The 20,413-nt window shown below is 40.6% G+C and carries 22 protein-coding genes and 1 riboswitch; of the genes, 5 read left to right on the top strand and 17 right to left on the bottom strand.

The genetic code is table 11. From position 1 onward, the window contains the following. Window positions 1-2: 2 nt before the first annotated feature. The 6 genes from GZH31_RS02030 to GZH31_RS02005 form a co-directional block, all read right to left on the bottom strand. On the bottom strand, window positions 3-785 hold the full coding sequence (locus GZH31_RS02030; RefSeq protein ID WP_075594336.1) for a thiazole synthase: 783 nt from the start codon (window positions 783-785) through the stop codon (window positions 3-5). A gap of 1 nt (window position 786) precedes the next feature. Further along, on the bottom strand, window positions 787-984 hold the full coding sequence (gene thiS / locus GZH31_RS02025) for a sulfur carrier protein ThiS (RefSeq protein ID WP_036971421.1): 198 nt from the start codon (window positions 982-984) through the stop codon (window positions 787-789). Window positions 985-993: 9 nt separating this feature from the next. Then, the gene (locus tag GZH31_RS02020) at window positions 994-1,998 is read right to left on the bottom strand and encodes an FAD-dependent oxidoreductase (protein WP_180311337.1); all 1,005 of its coding nucleotides are present in this window, start codon (window positions 1,996-1,998) and stop codon (window positions 994-996) included. A 75-nt stretch (window positions 1,999-2,073) separates the two neighbouring features. Beyond that, window positions 2,074-4,026, bottom strand: coding sequence for a phosphomethylpyrimidine synthase ThiC (gene thiC / locus GZH31_RS02015; RefSeq protein ID WP_036971427.1), 1,953 nt, complete (start codon window positions 4,024-4,026; stop codon window positions 2,074-2,076). Window positions 4,027-4,176: 150 nt separating this feature from the next. Beyond that, window positions 4,177-4,278: riboswitch (TPP riboswitch) on the bottom strand. An 85-nt stretch (window positions 4,279-4,363) separates the two neighbouring features. Beyond that, the gene (locus GZH31_RS02010) at window positions 4,364-4,768 is read right to left on the bottom strand and encodes an META domain-containing protein (RefSeq protein WP_075594334.1); all 405 of its coding nucleotides are present in this window, start codon (window positions 4,766-4,768) and stop codon (window positions 4,364-4,366) included. Window positions 4,769-4,891: 123 nt separating this feature from the next. Continuing rightward, the gene (locus GZH31_RS02005) at window positions 4,892-5,281 is read right to left on the bottom strand and encodes a thioesterase family protein (protein WP_036971432.1); all 390 of its coding nucleotides are present in this window, start codon (window positions 5,279-5,281) and stop codon (window positions 4,892-4,894) included. A 150-nt stretch (window positions 5,282-5,431) separates the two neighbouring features. Between GZH31_RS02005 and GZH31_RS02000 the strand changes: the two genes are divergently transcribed. Then, window positions 5,432-7,552 (top strand): TonB-dependent receptor, encoded by a 2,121-nt coding sequence (locus tag GZH31_RS02000; protein WP_075594333.1) that lies wholly within the window; start codon window positions 5,432-5,434, stop codon window positions 7,550-7,552. A 146-nt stretch (window positions 7,553-7,698) separates the two neighbouring features. Here the strand turns inward: GZH31_RS02000 and epmA are convergent, their stop codons facing one another. Then, window positions 7,699-8,673, bottom strand: coding sequence for an elongation factor P--(R)-beta-lysine ligase (epmA, locus tag GZH31_RS01995; RefSeq protein ID WP_180311336.1), 975 nt, complete (start codon window positions 8,671-8,673; stop codon window positions 7,699-7,701). A 63-nt stretch (window positions 8,674-8,736) separates the two neighbouring features. Continuing rightward, window positions 8,737-9,303: an elongation factor P gene (gene efp / locus GZH31_RS01990; RefSeq protein WP_036971443.1), complete on the bottom strand. Its 567-nt coding sequence runs from the start codon at window positions 9,301-9,303 to the stop codon at window positions 8,737-8,739. Window positions 9,304-9,344: 41 nt separating this feature from the next. Here efp and epmB point away from each other — a divergent pair, with 41 nt between their 5' ends. After that, entirely contained in the window at window positions 9,345-10,358 is a 1,014-nt protein-coding gene (gene epmB, locus GZH31_RS01985; RefSeq protein WP_036971447.1) for an EF-P beta-lysylation protein EpmB, read from the top strand. A 3-nt stretch (window positions 10,359-10,361) separates the two neighbouring features. Here the strand turns inward: epmB and GZH31_RS01980 are convergent, their stop codons facing one another. Beyond that, complete coding sequence (locus GZH31_RS01980; protein ID WP_054554124.1) at window positions 10,362-10,574, bottom strand: hypothetical protein; 213 nt, start codon at window positions 10,572-10,574, stop codon at window positions 10,362-10,364. Between the two features lie 72 nt (window positions 10,575-10,646). Between GZH31_RS01980 and GZH31_RS01975 the strand changes: the two genes are divergently transcribed. Next, entirely contained in the window at window positions 10,647-10,937 is a 291-nt protein-coding gene (locus tag GZH31_RS01975; protein ID WP_065978238.1) for a prephenate dehydrogenase, read from the top strand. A gap of 143 nt (window positions 10,938-11,080) precedes the next feature. Here the strand turns inward: GZH31_RS01975 and GZH31_RS01970 are convergent, their stop codons facing one another. After that, a complete protein-coding gene (locus tag GZH31_RS01970; RefSeq protein WP_180311335.1) occupies window positions 11,081-11,587 on the bottom strand; it encodes a DUF3016 domain-containing protein in 507 nt (168 codons plus the stop codon). Between the two features lie 230 nt (window positions 11,588-11,817). On the opposite strand from GZH31_RS01970, the gene galE reads away from it, so the two are divergent. Both galE and GZH31_RS01960 read left to right on the top strand, forming a co-directional pair. Beyond that, the gene (gene galE / locus GZH31_RS01965; RefSeq protein ID WP_075594331.1) at window positions 11,818-12,831 is read left to right on the top strand and encodes a UDP-glucose 4-epimerase GalE; all 1,014 of its coding nucleotides are present in this window, start codon (window positions 11,818-11,820) and stop codon (window positions 12,829-12,831) included. Between the two features lie 652 nt (window positions 12,832-13,483). Then, window positions 13,484-14,800, top strand: a complete 1,317-nt coding sequence (locus GZH31_RS01960) for a tyrosine-type recombinase/integrase (protein WP_180311334.1) — start codon at window positions 13,484-13,486, stop codon at window positions 14,798-14,800. 52 nt (window positions 14,801-14,852) lie between these two features. On the opposite strand, the gene GZH31_RS01955 is transcribed toward GZH31_RS01960, so the two are convergent. From GZH31_RS01955 to GZH31_RS01925, 7 genes are all read right to left on the bottom strand, one after another. Beyond that, entirely contained in the window at window positions 14,853-16,877 is a 2,025-nt protein-coding gene (locus tag GZH31_RS01955; RefSeq protein WP_090493669.1) for a C39 family peptidase, read from the bottom strand. A gap of 55 nt (window positions 16,878-16,932) precedes the next feature. Next, on the bottom strand, window positions 16,933-17,097 hold the full coding sequence (locus GZH31_RS01950; protein WP_171034671.1) for a hypothetical protein: 165 nt from the start codon (window positions 17,095-17,097) through the stop codon (window positions 16,933-16,935). Window positions 17,098-17,318: 221 nt separating this feature from the next. Beyond that, window positions 17,319-17,663, bottom strand: a complete 345-nt coding sequence (locus GZH31_RS01945) for a hypothetical protein (RefSeq protein ID WP_090493667.1) — start codon at window positions 17,661-17,663, stop codon at window positions 17,319-17,321. A 241-nt stretch (window positions 17,664-17,904) separates the two neighbouring features. Beyond that, a complete protein-coding gene (locus tag GZH31_RS01940) occupies window positions 17,905-18,771 on the bottom strand; it encodes a hypothetical protein (RefSeq protein ID WP_090493665.1) in 867 nt (288 codons plus the stop codon). Next, a complete protein-coding gene (locus tag GZH31_RS01935; protein ID WP_090493663.1) occupies window positions 18,771-18,998 on the bottom strand; it encodes an AlpA family transcriptional regulator in 228 nt (75 codons plus the stop codon). The genes GZH31_RS01940 and GZH31_RS01935 overlap by 1 nt, the downstream gene beginning before the upstream one ends. A gap of 672 nt (window positions 18,999-19,670) precedes the next feature. Beyond that, the gene (locus GZH31_RS01930; RefSeq protein WP_090493662.1) at window positions 19,671-20,048 is read right to left on the bottom strand and encodes a hypothetical protein; all 378 of its coding nucleotides are present in this window, start codon (window positions 20,046-20,048) and stop codon (window positions 19,671-19,673) included. 55 nt (window positions 20,049-20,103) lie between these two features. Continuing rightward, entirely contained in the window at window positions 20,104-20,313 is a 210-nt protein-coding gene (locus GZH31_RS01925; RefSeq protein ID WP_257473671.1) for a hypothetical protein, read from the bottom strand. Window positions 20,314-20,413 lie beyond the last annotated feature (100 nt).

Here is a 20,413-nt window from a genome sequence, read left to right as displayed (position 1 = left end):
CTTTAATTTTGATGCCAAAATGGCATGCCCATAGTAGGTGTTGATGGGCTGGCTACGTCTTTTTCGGGCATCGCTTTGGCTAAATAGCTGTATCTGCCTGCCTCAACGGCACTGCGAAATGCATGGCTCATTGTAACTGGGCACCCAGCTCCAGCGATTGCCGAATTTAATAATACCGCATCATACCCTAATTCAAGGGCTTGGCAGGCATGCGAAGGTAACCCTAATCCAGCATCAACGATTAAGGTATGACTAGGTAAACGCTCTCGGATCATTCTTAGGTTATAGGGGTTCAGTAACCCTTTACCTGTTCCAATAGGCGCACCCCAAGGCATCAGCACTTCACAGCCTAAATCAGCAAGACGCTGGCATAACACTAAGTCATCGGTGCAGTAAGGCAGTACTTTAAAGCCCTCATCTAATAGTATTTTTGTTGCTTCGAGTAACGCAAAAGGATCGGGCTGCAAATTATATTCATCACCAATCAGCTCAAGCTTGATCCAATCAGTGGCAAAAACCTCACGGCACATTTGAGCCAGAGTAACTGCCTCTTTCACACTGTGACACCCTGCTGTATTTGGGAGCACTTTAAGCCCGGTGTTTTTTATTAACTGCCAAAAATCATCGCCGGCTTGCGCACTTTGTTGACGCCTTAATGACACGGTAACAATGTCAGCCCCAGAGGCCACAATTGATTCTGTCATTATACTGGGCGAAGGATACAATGCAGAACCAATGAGTAAGCGGCTGCGTATTTGTTCACCATAAATAGTAAAACTATCCATGCTAACCTCCTTGAATGGGTGACAAAAGCTCAATGCTGTCACCCTCGTTAAGAGTTTTTATTTCGCATTGGCTGCGTGGTACAAAGTCGCCGTTTACAGCCACAGCAAATGGCGGCCTAGCCCCATAGTTTGCCAACGCCTCGCTAAGCGATATTTGCTCAGCCACAACAGCTGATTGGCCATTTATTACTATTTTCATTATGACCCCCTAAGTCATTAAGCTAATTGCTTCATCGACAACATAAGGCGCTAACAAATAACCATGACGATACAAGCCATTAAGGCTTATAACTCTCCCTTCTCGGGTCACCTGTGGACGGTTATCTGCAAATGCAGGACGAAGCCCTGATTGCAAACTTTCAATACGCGCTTCAGCAAAACCACTGTGAACCGTATAAGCCGCCGACAATAACTCAAGTGCTGAGCGCACGGTGACTTTACCTGTGTCGTGCGATTCAATTTCAGTCGCGCCAATCACAAACTGATGATTCAGTTTAGGTGCAATATAAATGGGGTAGCGCGGATGCATAAGGCGTACTGGCCGAGACAGGTTTACTTCTGGTGCATATAAGCGTGCCACTTCCCCCCTCACACCACGAAGGCTAGGTAAAGCTGTTTTTGCCCCTAATCCCCGACAATCAAAAACAAAGTCATAACTTTGTCCATTCACCTTATGACCTGTTAAAGTAATGTGTGAGTGCCAATTAAAGCTGACTTGACGAGCAACTAATTGGTTATAGCTCGCAGCATAGAAGGCCTGGTTATCGAGCTGGCCTTCGCAAGGTAAATACACCCCTTGGTGAAAGCGTCCAGCAAGCTCAGGCTCAAGATCTGCTATTTGCGCGCTGCTCACTGTGTCAGCTGTATGCTCGGCTAATGGTTTTAAGCGGCTAATAAAACTGTGTAAATCGCCTTTATCTTGCTGATGAGCAACCACCAAACTGCCCGCTTGCTGAAAATACACAGACTCATCCAGTTCACTAATAATCTGCTGCCAGCGTTGAATGCTCGCCAGCCCCTGCAGCGCTATATCTTGCTCACATAATACCGACTCAGCCAGCGGTGCGAGCATAGCCGCCGCAACATTTCCGGCACTGTTTGCTGCGTGTTGATCATCTTGCTCATACACGCTGACTTGATGCACTTTAGAGAGTGCTAAAGCAGTAAGTCGTCCTGTTAAACCAAATCCCAAAATTGCTATTTTTAAAGACATAAACGTTCTAGGTGCTAGATAATTCGCGCGAGATAATCATTCTAGCGCCTCGTTTTCTAGCACCTAGCTCCTTGGTTAAATTGCTTTATGATAAATTTCAGAACCCGTTTTTTTGAACTCGTCGGATTTCGCTTTCATCTCTGCTTCAACATCGACCATCTTAATTTCGATAGCATCGCCTACATTGTTAGGGTCGATACCTCGCGCTTCTAGATCTTTCGCGTAATCACGTACTTCTTGGGTTATTTTCATCGAGCAGAATTTAGGACCGCACATAGAGCAAAAATGGGCTATTTTGCCAGACTCTTGTGGCAGAGTTTCATCATGATACTCACGGGCACGTTCAGGGTCTAAACCTAGGTTAAATTGGTCGTGCCAACGGAACTCGAAGCGCGCCTTCGATAACGCGTTATCACGCTCTTGTGCCCCTGGATGACCTTTGGCTAAATCGGCTGCGTGTGCGGCAATTTTGTAGGTGATGAGACCTTCCTTTACATCTTCTTTATTCGGTAAGCCTAAGTGCTCTTTAGGGGTGACATAACACAACATGGCACAGCCATACCACGCAATTTGTGCAGCCCCAATACCCGAGGTGAAATGGTCGTAACCCGGTGCAATATCAGTCGTTAATGGGCCAAGCGTATAAAAAGGTGCTTCTTCACAATGCTTTAGTTGCTCTTCCATGTTTTCTTTAATCATATGCATTGGCACATGACCTGGGCCTTCAATAAACACTTGTACATCATGCTTCCATGCAAGCTTAGTCAGCTCACCTAGTGTACGTAATTCGCTAAACTGTGCTTCGTCGTTGGCATCGGCAATTGAACCTGGACGCAAACCATCGCCCAATGAAAAACACACATCATATTGTTTTAAAATTTCACAAATTTCTTCAAAGTGCGTGTATAAGAAGTTTTCTTTGTGATGTGCTAAACACCACTTTGCCATGATTGAGCCGCCGCGCGATACAATACCCGTGACACGCTTTGCAGTCATTGGCACATAACGAAGTAACACACCAGCATGGATAGTAAAATAGTCGACACCTTGCTCCGCTTGTTCAATCAAAGTATCGCGGAAAATCTCCCAAGTGAGGTCTTCGGCAACCCCATTTACTTTTTCAAGTGCTTGATAGATTGGTACGGTACCAATTGGCACGGGTGAATTACGTACGACCCATTCACGGGTTTCATGAATATAACGACCCGTTGATAAGTCCATCACCGTATCTGCGCCCCAACGAGTCGACCAAACCATTTTTTCGACCTCTTCTTCAATAGACGAAGTGACCGATGAATTACCAATATTCGCGTTCACTTTTACAAGGAAATTACGGCCAATGATCATTGGTTCGGTTTCAGGGTGGTTAATATTGTTAGGTAACACGGCTCTGCCACGGGCAATTTCATCGCGCACAAATTCAGGGGTTATAAAATCGGGGATACTGGCTCCGAATGACTCTCCCTTATGCTGTGCAGCAAGGAGCTCTTCACGAATTTTTGCACGGCCCATATTTTCACGAATAGCCACGTATTCCATTTCAGGCGTTACAATGCCTTGGCGTGCATAATGCATTTGCGTCACATTTTTACCTGCTTTCGCACGGCGTATTTTTGGGAGGTGCTCAAAGCGAATATGGTCTAAACCTTCGTCAGCCATTCGTTGCTGCGAAAACTGCGAGGTAACTGAATCAAGAATTTCCGTGTCACCACGTTTTTCTATCCACTGTTCGCGGTACTTTTCTAGCCCTTTGCGCACGTCGAGTTTAAAATCAGGATCGGTATATGGACCCGATGTATCATACACACGAATTGGCGCATTCGGCTCGAACACGGGGTTTTCTTCGGTTCCACCTATAAAGGTATCACTGAGGGTTATTTCGCGCATTCCGACACGCACGTTTTCTTGCGTGCCTTCAACATATACTTTGTGCGAATTAGGGAAAGGTTGCCCTGTTAAGTTATAAATATAATCAGATGCAGCCGCACGAATTTCGCGGCGAGACGGTTTAGTTGTAGTGTTTGACATGACTTACCTCATTGCTTTAAGGATTGTCTTGTCAGATATTGCAGGTGCAATAGAGAGTGGCAAACGCCATTGGATCGTTAGTAAGTTATTTCACTTACAATTGCAGCCTAAGCTTAGCAACTTATGCCCCATTTTTTGGCGCACAAGCGCCCTATGAGGCAGCTTGTTCCCTACGCAGGTGTTAGCCTGATCAGGTTCACGGATCCCGCTTTCGCGATCTCAGCCTTATTAAAGGCACTCCGACAAGTATAAATTCGTTGTTTTATAAAAACGTAATCAGTGTACGTTAGTTAAAAATTCGCTGCAAGCGCTTTAGTTTTAATACTAATTCGCCTTATTAGGGAGCCGTATTAATGAAAGTAAAATGGTGCGCCCCTTGCAAAGTAAGCTGCTCGCCATTTAGCGAAATGACCGCGCCTTGTTTTAGCGTCGACAGCAGTTTCTTTTCAAGTTCATCAAGTTGATCACCGCACGATTTACGTGTCATACCTAGCTTTTTCACTGTTAAGGTATCTTCAACAAGCTGACCTTCACCAAAAAACTTGTTACAACCAGCAAACCCATTAACTTGCATCGCTTCAATAAAACGCATTGACGCTTTTTGCGATACGCTAATGGCTAACCCGTTAACTTTTGATAATTGCCACTGTGTATATTTTAATTGCTCACTGGTGACCTTCCCTGTCGATGAGCAGCCCATGCAAAATAGTACAAAAAGAATAGGCAAGGCTACTAACTTCATATTTTTTACGACCAAAATTTCAATGCGATAATAATAACAACATTTAACGACTTTGATCGTTAAAAAAACATGTTTTATCTGTAAAAAAATGTTCTAAGCTAGCTCTTAATAGAACAACGGGTGTTATTTAAATAAGTTATCGACTTCTTCTGGTAAAAAAGGACGCCCTTTTTCATTAACAGAGGTGCCTATTACTAAAGCGCTTAGCATCACTTTATCATCATGTTTACGGTAAACGGTCTGCTTAAAAGCAAACTTTAAACGACTCACTCTCTGCGGCTCAACGGCCACATAAAATTCATCGCCCGGCACTAAAGATGCTTTGTAATCCATTTCACTGCGAAGCACCACCAGGTTAATTTTTTCTCGCGCAAGCTTTGCAAAGTCGACCCCTTTAGCATGTAGGAACTCATGGCGGGCATGCTCTAAATAATTAAAGTAAACACTGTTATTAACAATTCCTTGCAGATCGCACTCATAGTCTCGCACTTTAAAGTCAACTTTAAAGGTCATAGTCGTATTCCTAATCAATTTACGTATAATTGCCTGCGTTTATATCATAAATACCTAAACAAGCTAAAGATTCACTTTTTTAGGTATAAATACTCATTTGGCCAGTAGGCTTGCTAGAATAGCAGTCCCTAAAATGGAGTTAAGAACCGCATGAAACGACGTTTATCATTATTATCAGCTGCTATTTTGCCATTATTTGCAGCTTCATCGATTGCTTACGCTGAAGACACAGAGCTTGAAACTATTTTAGTTACGGGCGATTTCAAAAAAGAAAGTATTCAAACGTTAAGTGCCAGCGCAAGCCTTTTTTCAGACCATGAAATTAATCAGCGTGGAGCGAAATTTTTAGATGAAATGCTAGCCAGTGCAGCCAATGTAAACTTTACTTCGGGTGCATCACGCGGTCGTTTTGTGCAAATTCGTGGTGTGGGTTTACGCTCACAATTTGTTGATCCCATTAATCCATCTGTTGGCTTAGTGATTGACGGCATAAACTACTCTGGCCTAGGGGGTAGCTCACTGTTATTTGATATAGACCAAGTCGAAATATACCGTGGCCCACAGGGGACACGTTTTGGTGCAGATGCTTTAGCAGGCATGATTCAAATGGAATCAGCTGCGCCAACGCTCAATCCGAGTGTAAAAGTGCAACTCGGTGCAGGTAATTATAATAGCTACGAAGCAGGCATTGCAGCAGGTACAGGTATTACTGACGATACAAGCGTACGCGCAAGTCTTTATCAACGCGAGTCTGATGGCTATGTTGAAAATATATATTTAAATAAAGATACGCAACAGCAAGATGAACTTGTTTCTCGCTTTAAACTGCACAGCCAACTTACAAATAACTTACGCACAGAGCTAAGTGTGCATTATATCGATATTAATAATGGCTATGATGCTTTCACCCTTGATAACAGCCGCTACAGTGTAGCCGATGAGCCTGGTGAAGATAATCAAGAAAGCATTGCGGTGGGTCTTGCAAATATTTATACCGGTTTTGATTGGTTTGATGTCAGTCTGAACGTATCTGGCATCGACAGCGAACTGTTATACAGCTATGACGAAGACTGGGTTTGTAACGATGAAACACAGCCACAATTGTGTGCAGCTGGGTTACACCCTGATGGATATAGCTATTTTGATGCCTACTATCGTGATCGAAAAGATAAATCTGGAGAGCTACAGTTTAATGGTAAAGCAGGAGATTGGGTCGCTGGAATTTATTATCAAGACCGCAACGTAGAGCTAAACAGACACCGAAGAAAGTTTTCTGAATACGAACTATTTAACTCAACTTATGATGTAAACAATATTGCTGCATATGGGCAATTATCTACTCCTATAAATAATAAAACGACGTTAGTTACAGGCTTACGTATTGAACAATATCAAGGAGATTACACCGATAGTAATGGTTTCATAGAAAGCACCGACGATGTAATGATCGGTGGTAAGCTTGCTCTTGAATATCAAGTCATTGACCGCACCATGATTTACACCAGTATTACTCGTGGCTACAAAGCTGGCGGCATTAACTCTGAGGCGTTAGCAAAAGCGAAAGATGAAGGCTTAAATCTTGACGCTGACTTTTTTGCTAACCACACCTCATTCGCCCCTGAATACCTTTGGAGTGGTGAGTTTGGTGTAAAAGGCAGCTCACTTGACGATAAATTCGTCCTGCGCTTGGCAGCATTTTACATGTACCGTGAAGATATGCAGTTGAAATCATGGCAAGTCGAGGGGCAAAACTTTACAGGTTTCTTTGATAATGCAGGCTCAGGTGAAAACTATGGTCTGGAAATTGAAGGTAGTTATCAGCTAACAGATAATTTATTTATCTCTGGTAGCGCCGGTTACCTGCACTCTGAAATAAATGATTACGTTGCTCGTCCGAGTTTATGGCAAGAGCCAATTGATCAAGATGGCCGCGACCAAGCACAAGCACCGAAGTATCAATATGCATTTACGGCACGCTATAACTTTACCCCTGCACTTTATGCATCGATTGGTGTTGAAGGCAAAGATGATTATTACTTCTCAGATAGCCATAACTCAAAAGCACCGAGCTCTAACTTAGTGAACGCATCGTTAGGTTATGAAAGTGAAAACTGGAGCATCAATGCCTGGGCACGAAACTTATTTGATGAAGATGTACCAACCCGTGGTTTTGAGTTTGGTAACGACCCACTGGATGGTTACACCACTCACACATACACACAATTGGGTGAACCGATGGTGGCCGGTGTGACATTTATTTACGAACTGTAAGTCGTGAAGGCGCTGGTTTTAACCAGCGCTTATTATCACCTGATTTTCGCGGATGAATCTGCTTCTACATAATCATGTAACAAGGGGTTCAACCGCGAATATCACGACTCAATGAATTATTCGGTGTGAGTTAAAGGTTCCTGCATTTAAGCTCGTTCCACATCAAAGGTGATCACGTCTTTAATCTTTTGCTTGTTCGTTGCAAGCATAATTAAACGGTCAACCCCCAGCGCCACACCTGCACATTGTGGTAAGCCATGCTCAAGCGCTGCAATCAAGCGCGTATCCATCGGTACCTGTTTTAAACCATTTGCTTGGCGATATTGATTATCTTCATTAAAACGCGCGGCTTGCTCTTTTCCATCGGTAAGTTCATTGAAACCGTTAGCCAACTCCATATTTTTGAAATACAGCTCAAAACGCCCAGCAACGCGATTGTCATGCTGACAAATTTGCGCAAGTGCCGCTTGCGAAGCTGGAAAATGGTAAACAAAACATGGCTTTTCTTGGCCGATAGTTGGCTCAACCTTCATGCAAAATAACAGCTGCAACAACGTATCGCGATGCATTTCATGCGCGGCAATATCAGCAAACCCTTGTTCGCTTGCTACGTGCTGTAACGTACTCATGTCAGCAGTTAATGGATCTATACCTAATGCATTTATAAACGCATGTTGGTAAGTTAAACGCTCAGCCGCGTCAACACCCAGTACAAGCTGCATAAGCTCGTCCATTTCATCCATAAGCGCAAATTCGTCGAAACCTGGGCGATACCATTCAAGCATGGTAAATTCAGGGTTATGATGACTACCCGCTTCTTCGTTGCGATACGCTTTACACAATTGAAAGATAGCACCCGATCCTGCCGCCAATAATCGTTTCATCGCAAACTCAGGCGAGGTTTGTAAATATAACGGCAAACCACCTGCATGACCTGGGCCCACAAACTCGGTACTAAAACTGGCTAGGTGTACATCGGTAACACTGGCCGCACTAAGAGTCGGTGTTTCAACTTCCATCACCTCACGCTCATAGAAAAATTCGCGAATACGGCGAATGATCGCAGCTCGCTCGCGTAAAGTAGCAATATCAGCGCTTGGTTGCCAAACAGCAGTGGACATACAGTCTCCAAAAAAAATCCCAGCAGAAGCTGGGATTTTATCAATTAAACTTTTTAAAGCCTATTACTTAACGCGGCTTACGTACTCACCGCTGCGAGTATCAACTTTGATCACTTCGCCAATTTGTACAAATAGAGGAACGCGTACAACCGCACCCGTGCTTAATGTTGCTGGTTTACCGCCCGTACCGGCTGTGTCACCTTTAAGACCTGGATCCGTTTCTGTGATTTCTAGTTCAACAAAGTTCGGTGGAGTAACAGCAATTGGGTTACCGTTCCAAAGCGTGATAGTACATACATCGTTTTCAACTAACCATTTAGCATTGTCGCCTAGTGCTTTTTCGTCAGCAGCGATTTGCTCAAATGTTTCGTTGTTCATGAAATGCCAGAATTCACCGTCAGTGTATAGATACGCTAGATCGGTATCCATTACGTCAGCACCTTCTACCGTTTCACCCGACTTAAATGTTTTTTCTAGTACTTTACCTGTGATAAGTTTACGAATACGAACACGGTTAAACGCCTGACCTTTACCTGGCTTTACCATTTCATTTTCTAGGATGCTACAAGGCTCGCCGTCTAACATAATTTTTAGGCCGCCCTTGAACTCATTGGTGCTATAATTCGCCATCGTTTCCTCTGTCTAAATAATTTCGAGTAATCTACGTGTCAATGATACAAAGAAATGAAGTAAATTTGCATAAAAACTGGCAAAAAGAATTAGCAAATGTTGTCACCTGCCCTGAACGTTTGCTAGAAATGCTAGGTTTATCAAGTGTAGTAGACGAAAAAGACCTCCAAGCTCGTAGTCTTTTTCCTGTACGTGTGCCTCTGCCTTTTATCAAAAAAATGCGTTTTGGTGATATAAACGATCCACTTTTGCTACAAGTGATGCCACGTCACCAAGAATTTTTAGCGCAAACAGGCTACGATAAAGACCCGTTAAAAGAGCAAGATAATAACCAGCCGGGGTTATTACATAAGTACCGCTCTCGTGTTTTGGTCATGTTTAAAACCGGCTGTGCCGTGAATTGCCGCTATTGTTTTAGACGCCATTTTCCGTATCAAGAAAACCAATTAAATAAACGCAGCTTAATTGACGCTTTAGCCTACATAAAAGCCGATAAAAATATCAATGAGGTCATTTTAAGTGGTGGCGACCCATTAATGGCCAAAGATGATGCTGTTAACTGGTTTATGGATGAACTTGAACAATTACCACAAATAAAACGTTTGCGTATTCATAGTCGTTTGCCAGTGGTGATCCCAGCAAGAATTACCGATGAGCTGTGCGCACGATTTGCAAGTTCGCCTTTAAAAGTGGTGTTAGTGAATCACATTAATCACGCGAACGAAATTGATGCTGACTTTAAAGCTGCGATGCAAAAATTAAAAGCCGCTAACGTCACGTTATTAAACCAAGCTGTATTATTAAAGGATGTTAACGACTCGAGCCATGCTCAAATAGCCTTGAGTGAAGCATTGTTCGAGGCTGATATCTTACCCTACTACCTACATTTACTTGATAAAGTAGAAGGTGCGAGCCATTTTGATATTACTGAGCAGCGCGCACGCGAAATAGTGGCACACATGCTCGAAGCATTGCCAGGGTTTTTAGTACCCAAACTAGTTCGTGAGATCGGCGGCGAGAAAAGTAAAACGCCTATCGATCTCAACCTGGTTTAATGCTTAAACGTAAACGTTTACGTTATTACCGAGTGTCGCAGTCACCGATTTAGCGGGTGTCTGTGCAGCGCTTGTGTTCATCGCTGCGCCTTCGATAAGTGCAAGTGCCGCAGCACCATCAGCTTTTTGCTGTTTTTTAGCAAGTGATGCGCTGTAAACTTCAGCGCTTTCGCCGCCGCCACTCATCGCCGGTAAGCTTGATCCTGATATATTCATAGTTCACTACCTGACTTTTTATTACAATCCACGTACTATATCGGCATTGCAGTCTAAAGCTTTAGGAAAAAAATGGATTCAATCATTGAACAGCTCAATGCTAACTTAAAAATCGTTTACCGTCAGGCACTTGATGCTGATAAAAAATTAGATGACTTACAGCAGCAAGGGCATGGCAAGTTCAAAGCCTTATTTGCAAAAGATGCCGGCTTTGATTTTGAAGCAAAACGCTTTAAGCCATATGTACTCGACGTTGCAGCCGATGTTGAGAGCCTAAGTAATGATGGCTTAGATGAAGAAAAGCTGAAAAAAACCGTTATTAAACTTCAACAGTTATTACAGCTGTTAGCGACGTTTAAGTAGATTAACACGCGTTATAAATACATACTTGAACCACCGAGGACACCAAGTCACTTCACGTGACAAAACAGATTACACTATTTCTCTGTGCCTCAGTGGTTCAAAAACGCGTACAACGTGCTAACCAAGTTCCACATCTACAAACATCACGACTGTGCACTATTTAATGAAGGTAATAACGCATCTTCAAACCAATCAGTAATTAAACGTTTATCGTAATAATACGCTTCGTCACGGCCCATTTTAATGCGATCCATAAAGCCCATATCTTTGAGTTTTACATCACTCGCTTCGCTAACCACCTTGCCGTCTTTATCTGTGACTGAGTAATTAAAATCAATACGTGGAAAATAAATTGGTTTAATGATTCGAAGTTCATTCATACCACCAAACTGAACATCTCCCGCTAAATCAAGGTCAGTTACCTCAACATTAAAAGTGTATCCTTCAGGAAGCTTCTCAGCTAATTTATTAAAATGTTTCTCAAAGTTTTTCGCTACATTTTTATGAAACGCCCCTTTCGGTGAGTTATTTCCTGGGCGCACATCTCTGTAGTCATTAAAATCATGCCACTTTACTTTTGCTTCACCTGCGTGAGCAAAAGCAGGTAGAACAACAACCATAGCCAAGGCAATTTTTTTTACTGTATTCATCTTTCTCTCCACGTTACAGGTTGAGCCAATAGTTAAAAACTAGCAGTAGAGGATTAACTATAGCTTAATACTCCCTCACTTTCGTGTTACCAATATGGTGCAAAATGTAACCAAAAACAAGCTACCCCGCTTTTGCTTAATTTTCAAAAATAACAATTTATTTATGAAATTTTGCACGGAATATGATGAAATAAGACTAATTCAACCAGGTATTAGTTCATGGAAATTTTATGACCATTTTAGTCACCGGCGGAGCCGGATACATCGGTTCTCACACCGTTTTAGAGTTATTAAAGCAAGGCACAGAGGTTGTTGTGCTTGATAACTTAAGCAATTCATCAAATGAGTCGTTGACTCGCGTTAAGCAAATCACAGGTAAAGACGTTACTTTTTATGAAGGCGATATTCTTGATAGAGACTGCCTAGATAACATTTTCCGTGAACATACGATCGATAGCGTCATTCACTTTGCAGGCTTAAAAGCGGTTGGTGAATCGGTTATTAAACCTATTGAGTACTACCAAAACAACGTACAAGGCACGTTAACACTCGTTGATGCAATGCGCGATGCAGGTGTTTTCAAGTTAGTATTTAGCTCCTCTGCTACAGTGTATGGTGACCCAGCCAGCTTGCCAATTCGCGAAGACTTCCCCGTTGGTGGCACAACGAACCCTTATGGCACCTCTAAATTAATGGTAGAGATGATGCTGCAAGATATCGCCAAATCAGACGAGCGCTTTGCATTTGTTATTTTACGTTACTTTAACCCTGTAGGGGCTCACGAATCAGGCTTAATTGGCGAAGACCCGAATGGTATTCCAAATAACTTACTGCCTTATATTTCACAAGTAGCCGTTGGTAAGTTAGAAAAGCTGGGTGTTTTTGGTGATGACTACGACACTGTTGATGGCACAGGTGTGCGCGATTACATCCACGTTGTCGATTTAGCACTTGGCCATTTAAAAGCACTCAACCGCATTAAAAACGATACTGGTGCTCATGTATTTAACCTTGGCACAGGGAATGGTTATTCAGTGCTGCAAATGGTCACAGCCTTTGAAAAAGCCAGTGGTCAGGCTGTGCCCTATCAAATCTCACCTCGTCGAGCAGGTGACATTGCAGCGTGTTACGCAGCGCCAGAGAAAGCGCTTAACGAATTAGGTTGGCGAGCCGAACGTGGTATTGATGAAATGATGCAAGATACGTGGCGTTGGCAAAGCAACAACCCTAATGGTTACAAATAAGTAAAGTGACTTAATCATACATGTTCAAAAAGCCGATGTTACACATCGGCTTTTTGTATCCACACGCTTAATTAAATAATCTATTTTGAGATAAGGAAGATACATCAATAACAAGGCTGTATTTTATTTAGTTGAGTTAGGTCATTTTTCCTTTATCACCCACGTTCCGAATCCATACACTCGTAAATGAGAAACTTCAAACACCCTCAAGGTCGGGGTTAGTCCTTAAAATTAACTAGGTATAATTGCGAGTAGGTGTTAGCTCAATAAGTCATTGTATCTATTAGTTTATATTATAAAAACAATGACGACACTTTCCCAAGAGAGTATGTAAATTATTATTTTTTAATTGAAGAAAAATTTGATGTATCAAAATAAGAGTGGAACAGCTTCGTATAGAATAGCTATCACGCATTGATTTTAAATAACTTGAAAAAGAAAATGGTGGCCCCTCCCAGACTTGAACTGGGGACCTAACGATTATGAGTTGCAAAACAAGGACTTACTACGAGTTACTTTTTGATAAAACTATTTACTAATTTTCATAGCTATATCATAGGGTTATTGAATAAACCCTACCTCTGATGCATAAATCATTATGTATTTCAGAACGTTAAATTTTACGTTCAAAGTAGCACAGAGGTAGCACCATATGTCAGACACAAAATTTCGCTTCACAGAATTGTCGCTTGAAAAGATAGAATCAAACGGTAAACGCACTCGTTATTATGACAATCTATTGTCAGGACTCATTTTAGATGTGAGCGTAGCTGGTAAAAAATCATTTAGAGTTTATAAAAAGATACCAGGGCGAGACACCCCGATTAATGTCACCCTTGGTTACTTTCCATCAATTGCACTTGATGATGCAAGGCGAATGGCTAAAAAAGTAATGGCAGATATCGCAGAGGGTATAAACCCTAACGACCTTAAGCGCCAATTTAGAGCCGCTTCTATTACCCTGAAAGAAGCCTTTGATTCATACATCGAATCTAGAGATCTAAAGCCTATAACCGAAAGGGGGTATCAACAAAAAATAGATTGCTACCTATCAGATTGGCATAACAAACGCCTAGCCGATATAAATCAAACAATGATTTTAAAGCGCCAACGAGAAATAACCTCTAGAAGCCCTGCTCAGGCAAATTATACCATGCGCCTAATGCGTGCTTTATTTAACTTTGCTAAAGCTGAATACAAGTCTTCAGAAGGTCGCTCATTATTTCCAGAAAACCCTGTAGATACACTTTCTGAAAAACGAAGCTGGAATAATGTAAAGCGTAAAACAACAAGACTGCGTCGTTCACAACTAAAACCATTCATAGACGCATTATATGAAGTAAGAAATGAAGCTGCTAAATACCGTCAAAATAGTCGTGTCGGTTTTTGTGATTATCTGGAGTTTTTAACCTTTTCAGGCCTGAGAAGGTCTGAGCTACTGCAACTCCCATGGTCACAAGTACACCTTAAAGATAGGATATTCATTTTAGAGGATACAAAAAATGGCTTGGACGTTGAGTTTCCTATTACAGATCGATTAGCTGAGATATTTAATCGACGAAAAGAATACAAAGTATCTGACTATGTGTTTGGCACAAACAGTAAAAAGGGGTACCTAACTGATCCTAAAAAAACGTTGAAACATGTATGCCAAATTGCAGGAGTAAAAATTACTTCGCATGATTTGCGCCGTACATTTACATCAATGGCTGAGAGTAGCGGAGTATCAGGATACCTCCTGAAACGCCTTCTAAACCATATTACAGATAAAAGTGACGTAACTGCTGGCTATTTAATTTTAACCGCTGAGGAACTTAAAGAACCTGCAGAAAAAGTAACAGAAACAATAGCCAAATATGCAGGTTTGATTGAGCAAGAGCCAGAAAATAAAATGAGTGAAATGAAAAGTCTGTTAGCAAGCTTAACTAAGGAACAAAAAGTTGAACTGATGAGCGCTTTGCTTGTTTGAATTGAATGTCAGGTTTGGCGATTTTACCAAACCTGACATCTAAGGCTGTTACTTACTTTGGGTGATATTCATCAATCTCAATATTTTCAGGATTAAGCCTCGAATATATTTCTAAAAACTTATTCCTCGCATTTGCTAATAATTCATTGCCGTTATCATAGCCTGAGCTATACCGACCAGACTTTGAATTAATAACCCATTTACCACCTTTATAATGCAGCTCACCACCGATACGCGCAGACTTAAATCCTGTTAAAGTTGGGTGCCCTCGCCTTTCAACTTCCTTACCCAGCAATAAAGCACCATCAATAGATATTACCCAAATTCTAAATTCCTCATCAGAGGTATTAAGCAGCTCAGCGAAATCATCAGCTAAGCACTTTTCTTGCTTTCCATAATAACTAAGCCCTGCTTGGTTATGTAATTGACCGCCTGATATTTCCTCTCTATTAATTCGTATTGGAGCCCTAGGTTTACCGAATTGCTTATCTAGGTAAGCAAAGTAGTTATCTTTTTCTTCTTTAAACGAACGAATTAATGGGACAAGGAAATCTTTGCCTGAGTAATCCTCATGTAACGGTTGATGCTCAAGGATATTTTTAAGTGGTCGTGAAATAGCATCAAAACCTGCTTGGTTATATATGGAAATGCCAGCTACGGCATCCCCCTGAGGGATTTCAGTTGAGTCGAATAATATATCAAACAAATGTAAGCTTCCGCTCTTGAACTTGGCACACCAAATATATTTTGCTAGAGGCTTACACAAGATTGCTTCTTTATTGGCAACTTCCGGCTGTTGAATTAGACTGCTTTTGTAGTCTGCTGAGCTAACCAGCTCTATTTCATGAGTGACCTCAGGGCAATCTTTTTTTTGTTTTTTATAGTAAACCAAGTACTCTTCAATTAGAGAATTACAAGTATTTGAAATATATTCAGATGGAATTCTAATTTTTCTATAGTTTGGGACTATCAAACTATCTGGAATAAGAACTTGATCTGCATCTTGCCAATTACCATTATCATCTTTTTCTTCTAAAATAAGGCCCCATTCAATTGGCGACTCAGCTTTACTCTTTGTTATTGAAGCAATTTGATTTGGAGCATTAACTATTCGTACTCTTGCAAAAGGACCAATCCTATCATCGTGAATATATAGATAGTTTTTATCGTTATGTTCCTTGTATCCTAAAACTGTGACTGCATGGCCTCGCCCCTCACTTACAAGTTGAGCCTGCTCCTCTTTCCAGTACACATCAACACCAAGAATAATAGGAAGGTCACTATTTAAATAACTTTTAACTATATTAAAAAAATTATCAGATTCAGCTTTTGAGGTATCAATATTAAACTTATGATTTCTTAGCTTTTGTATATCTAAAGAACGAAGGATTTGCTTATTAGTTAAACCATTATTAGGAAAACTGTTGTGAGAATCGGCAACGTGGTTGATTGCTGATAGTGTTATTTCGCTTGATGATGGTACTGTTCTTAAGTCATTCTTATCTAATGCTTGAAGTGCAGTCCAAATTGAAGTAGTTGCACATGCTGATACGACTTTATCTTGTTCTTGGAATGCTACTGTATCTACATGTAAATTTAGGCCAAATAAATTAACTTTGTATCTATGGTTCAGAGCTTTTTTATTGTCACTACCAACAAAGCTTTCATACAGTCTTAAACAAGATTTACCAATAAAAGTTTTGGGTAATGGTTTTACGACTATGAACCCAAGGTAAGCCTTCTGTAATTGTTCATGCTCTTCTTCATTATATTCACGAAGATAAGATTGGAACTCAGGGTGGTTTATTTCTTTAGAAAAAAAATGCAGCCTAGCACATCGATCACCATACTGATTAAAGCACTTTACATAATACCTTGAATAATCCTCTAAAAAGTCCCGATCGACATAATCTGGCTCAAGCAATATCGTTTGAGCATTAAAGTCTGAAAGATAACGGTATAAATACTTTATTTGATACTTAGAGTTGATGTCGGGAAATTCAGAACCGAATCTCTCTTTTACCAAATTACTTAAAGTTTCTTTGGCAAATTCACATAGAAGGAAGTCTGACTGCATTTTTGTTCCATCAAAAAAGGCAGCCTAGCAGCTGCCTTCTCATCCACAGAGATGATTAAAGGTTATAACTACGAGAAAAAAATTTATCTGTAGGGGTCTGATTACGAGCTTTTTCTGAGTAAGCTTTATCGCGTTTGTTTTGACGGCTATTAAAACCACGGGCTATCTCTTTATCAGCCTCTTTGCTTCCTGCAAGTTTTGCTAACTTCTCAAAAGTCATATTAAGAACCTATTCTGTGATTCAATTGGGTCGAATATTATACAGACAAAGTATTTTCTATCAATATCTGCGGATTATTTTTTTGTAATCGCCAACTAGAAGAAAGTAAAAAATTTTACTTTCAAATAAAAAATAGCAGCTCAATACAACATGTACAAGCTTCAGACTATCTTTTCGTACTTATATTTTAAGTAAAATGCAATTCAATAATTTATCCACTGCTAACTTTGACCAAATATACCTTTTAGATGGAGCTGTGCCAAAATGTCCATTTCTTTGAACATTTGGTGCCTCACGGCAGCCTCTTCCCGCTTTTCTTTTGGTGCATTAGCTCTTTGCCTTTTGTCGAAGAAGTCATCAGGGAGAGCGATTCGAACAAGGTCTTCAATTCGCTTTTTTGGCTTAAAATTATGCTTTATGCTTGCAGAAGAGAGTGCAAACTTTAAAGTTCTTTTTTTATCAATGATAAGATAAAGAGTCATCCCCACAGCCTTGTATAACTGAAGGTCTTTAATGTAAGGCAGCTTCTTCATGTACTTTTCGTACTTATATGCTTTGTTATTCACAGTTAAGTGTCCTTAATAATAAGATTTTTGGATATTGAGAATTTAAGGTATTAAGCTGAGAGCTAGAGGCCTTGATAATAAAGGGCTGCACTGGTACTACTGTCCTTCAGTGACAAACTTTTGCACGCCAGTGACAAACATTTGGTTCTCAGTGACATAAAACTGTTCGCCAGTGACAAACTTTTGTCCGCCAGTGACATTACTAGCAACTACTTATACATAATTTGTAAGCAGCTATACACTAGCCTCCTCTACCGCGAAGTAGATAGTTGTTAGGTGGAATGACTATACCTTTATCCTTTTTATCTAAACGGATGCCTGAGTGAGGATGGCATTCAAGAATGAAGTCTAAAGCGCACAAAAATCGCCGCTTGAACCTACTCAGAGCAAGCCTGTCTAGGTAGGGAAAAACATCTTTGTGGAGGGTCCCCCAAGGGACAAAAACAATTTTTTCACGTCCATAACCTCGTCGTATGAGATACAAGTAGAGATCATGGGCGAGAACAATGTCTTTAGCTCGAGCAAGTTGAAGGAACCTTAAATCAATGGGAATAATGCTTTTATCATCTGCTATCAGCGCCTTAAAGCTGTTCGAGGGGGTATAGAGAACCTGTTTATATTTAGCATTGAAATAGCCAATACCATACTCATCGTTGATCAAATTATCCGCCTCAGCGAAAAATCCCCTTCTTCGCATTCTGTCTTTTGATTTATTAGTCGGGACAACTGTAAATGTCGTATCAAATACTCTTTCGAGAGAGAGTAAAAAATTAGCGTATGTGCCACCTGATATACTGTCTTGTCCTGTTATTTGCTGAAATAGCTCACTTACAGATTTGGCTATGACGTATGAGGGAAGCTCTGGCCTTCTACTGATTTGTGTTGTTAGGTGAGCAATGATCAACCTTGCATAGTGACCATGCGGCAAAATTTGAGGACTGCTCAACATTACAGTTTTGTATTTGCCAAAGCCTTTGACAGTGGATTGCTCAAGCTTTTTAAGGGGCAAAATACATGGATCAATCAAAAAGGCGGGGTATGAACCAAAAGTTCGCTCTTCGATAGGACAGTTGGTGATTATTTCTATGCTGTTATGAGAAAGGGCCATTAGTAATGAACCTCCTCGCAGCGAATTAAAGGCTGCGTTTCAATCCAGTGGTGGAACTCTGATATAGGAAAGAGTGTTTTACCACCTTGCTTGATATAAGGAGGCAGTGAGTGACGCGCTTTTGCTTGCCTGTTCTCACTTAGCTTGTTGTATAAGGTCTGCTTAGAGCAGCATAAAGCTATAGCAACTTCATCTGCTGTATAAAATTGAGGTTTGATTTTTGGCATAAAGCACTCCGGTTACTAATTTATGGAATGCCTTACTATTATGGGAATAAAGTTACTAATTTCTCAAAAAAGCTACCCCAACATGCAATACCCTTTTTTATATACAGCATGTATATAAAAACAGTATTAGAAGAAAAAACTGTTGTATTCCGAAAAAATATTATTAAGTTAAGAAGTCGGTTAAAACTAAGGAGCCGACGAAGTGCCAATTAAGAACAAAGAAAAAAATAAGAATTACTGTAAGATTATAGAACTGAACAAAGAAGATAATGTTTATAAGCTACAAATAAATTTAACTCGAAGATACTGGCTAATGCTGATATTTTTAGTTTTCCCCAGTCACCTTGTTAGCTCTAAAATTGAGCATATTTCTCAAACCATTTCTTCTTTAGGTGTATTGTAAAGTGAATAATTAATAGTAATTAACTGTGCATCTTTGGGTAGGTGCACTAACTATTATTTTTAAGATAAAACAAAACAGCGAAGAAGATCACAAGACTTAGAATCAAAGCGCAACCAACTAACAAAGGAGCCATGTTTAAACCCTGCCTTCTTTAATTGCTGCAAAAAGATCATTTTTCAGCTTGTCGTAACGTCGAGTAGCGCGAATCGCTAACACCATTAAAATCCACATTTGAAACCATTCGTATATTGTCATAACTGCAATCTCTGCTAATGCCTTGCACTTGAGTATAGAAAAGATCCCTCCCAATTACACAAAGCAATAATCCACTCACTAATATTTTGTTGCTTCTGCTCATTACAACCCATGAAGGGGAAAGTAATTTTTTTGCTTCGAGATTTAAAATGACTGAAAGGCTCTAATTTAATATCCCAAACCTCGCCCATTTCATTTGTTACATCGAAAGCCAGCGCTTTTTGAGAAATCAAAGCAAAAAACATTTCTTGCTCTGATTGCACTTCTTTCTCAAATGATAGCCCTAATGGTTCACATTCAGCTTCGATACCAGCCAAGCGGCTTTGAAACTCAACGACTACTGGGATGAATGGCCTTAGCTCAACATTTTTGTATAGATCTAAAAGTAGCATAAATTGCTCCTTAAAATTAGGCATGCCTAATTTTGCTCCCCTATTCTTTAAGTGATTAGTAATAGGTGTCGTAAAGCTCACCACGTGATTGAGCATCTTCAGCTTCTTCACGCGACATAAATTCACCATCAGCGATAATATTGCCCATACCATCATTCAATTGATCTAGTTGCTCGCTTTCTTTCGACGACTGCTCATCGCTTATAAATATACTTACCAGCAAGTAGATAGCCCCGACCAGTACACACACAAACGTTTCAAGCATATTCATTCCTCTTAACTCAATTTGCAACACAAGCATAAAACTAAGTATTCCTTAGTATCTAGATTCAATTAAAGCTAAGAAACTCTTAGTTTTCAAGTTA

Source organism: Pseudoalteromonas sp. JSTW (assembly GCF_013423925.1).
In the GTDB taxonomy this organism is placed as follows: Bacteria; Pseudomonadota; Gammaproteobacteria; order Enterobacterales; family Alteromonadaceae; genus Pseudoalteromonas; species Pseudoalteromonas lipolytica.
Note: the sequence above shows the minus strand (reverse complement) of the source record. Positions and strands in the feature narration are given on the sequence as shown.

Bases quoted from the DNA above. Each gene is read 5' to 3' on its own strand.
- GZH31_RS02030 (WP_075594336.1), bottom strand. From the start codon at position 785: ATGGATAGTTTTACTATTTATGGTGAACAAATACGCAGCCGCTTACTC.
- thiS (WP_036971421.1), bottom strand. From the start codon at position 984: ATGAAAATAGTAATAAATGGCCAATCAGCTGTTGTGGCTGAGCAAATA.
- GZH31_RS02020 (WP_180311337.1), bottom strand. From the start codon at position 1,998: ATGTCTTTAAAAATAGCAATTTTGGGATTTGGTTTAACAGGACGACTT.
- thiC (WP_036971427.1), bottom strand. From the start codon at position 4,026: ATGTCAAACACTACAACTAAACCGTCTCGCCGCGAAATTCGTGCGGCT.
- GZH31_RS02010 (WP_075594334.1), bottom strand. From the start codon at position 4,768: ATGAAGTTAGTAGCCTTGCCTATTCTTTTTGTACTATTTTGCATGGGC.
- GZH31_RS02005 (WP_036971432.1), bottom strand. From the start codon at position 5,281: ATGACCTTTAAAGTTGACTTTAAAGTGCGAGACTATGAGTGCGATCTG.
- GZH31_RS02000 (WP_075594333.1), top strand. From the start codon at position 5,432: ATGAAACGACGTTTATCATTATTATCAGCTGCTATTTTGCCATTATTT.
- epmA (WP_180311336.1), bottom strand. From the start codon at position 8,673: ATGTCCACTGCTGTTTGGCAACCAAGCGCTGATATTGCTACTTTACGC.
- efp (WP_036971443.1), bottom strand. From the start codon at position 9,303: ATGGCGAATTATAGCACCAATGAGTTCAAGGGCGGCCTAAAAATTATG.
- epmB (WP_036971447.1), top strand. From the start codon at position 9,345: ATGATACAAAGAAATGAAGTAAATTTGCATAAAAACTGGCAAAAAGAA.
- GZH31_RS01980 (WP_054554124.1), bottom strand. From the start codon at position 10,574: ATGAATATATCAGGATCAAGCTTACCGGCGATGAGTGGCGGCGGCGAA.
- GZH31_RS01975 (WP_065978238.1), top strand. From the start codon at position 10,647: ATGGATTCAATCATTGAACAGCTCAATGCTAACTTAAAAATCGTTTAC.
- GZH31_RS01970 (WP_180311335.1), bottom strand. From the start codon at position 11,587: ATGAATACAGTAAAAAAAATTGCCTTGGCTATGGTTGTTGTTCTACCT.
- galE (WP_075594331.1), top strand. From the start codon at position 11,818: ATGACCATTTTAGTCACCGGCGGAGCCGGATACATCGGTTCTCACACC.
- GZH31_RS01960 (WP_180311334.1), top strand. From the start codon at position 13,484: ATGTCAGACACAAAATTTCGCTTCACAGAATTGTCGCTTGAAAAGATA.
- GZH31_RS01955 (WP_090493669.1), bottom strand. From the start codon at position 16,877: ATGCAGTCAGACTTCCTTCTATGTGAATTTGCCAAAGAAACTTTAAGT.
- GZH31_RS01950 (WP_171034671.1), bottom strand. From the start codon at position 17,097: ATGACTTTTGAGAAGTTAGCAAAACTTGCAGGAAGCAAAGAGGCTGAT.
- GZH31_RS01940 (WP_090493665.1), bottom strand. From the start codon at position 18,771: ATGGCCCTTTCTCATAACAGCATAGAAATAATCACCAACTGTCCTATC.
- GZH31_RS01935 (WP_090493663.1), bottom strand. From the start codon at position 18,998: ATGCCAAAAATCAAACCTCAATTTTATACAGCAGATGAAGTTGCTATA.
- GZH31_RS01930 (WP_090493662.1), bottom strand. From the start codon at position 20,048: ATGCTACTTTTAGATCTATACAAAAATGTTGAGCTAAGGCCATTCATC.
- GZH31_RS01925 (WP_257473671.1), bottom strand. From the start codon at position 20,313: ATGCTTGAAACGTTTGTGTGTGTACTGGTCGGGGCTATCTACTTGCTG.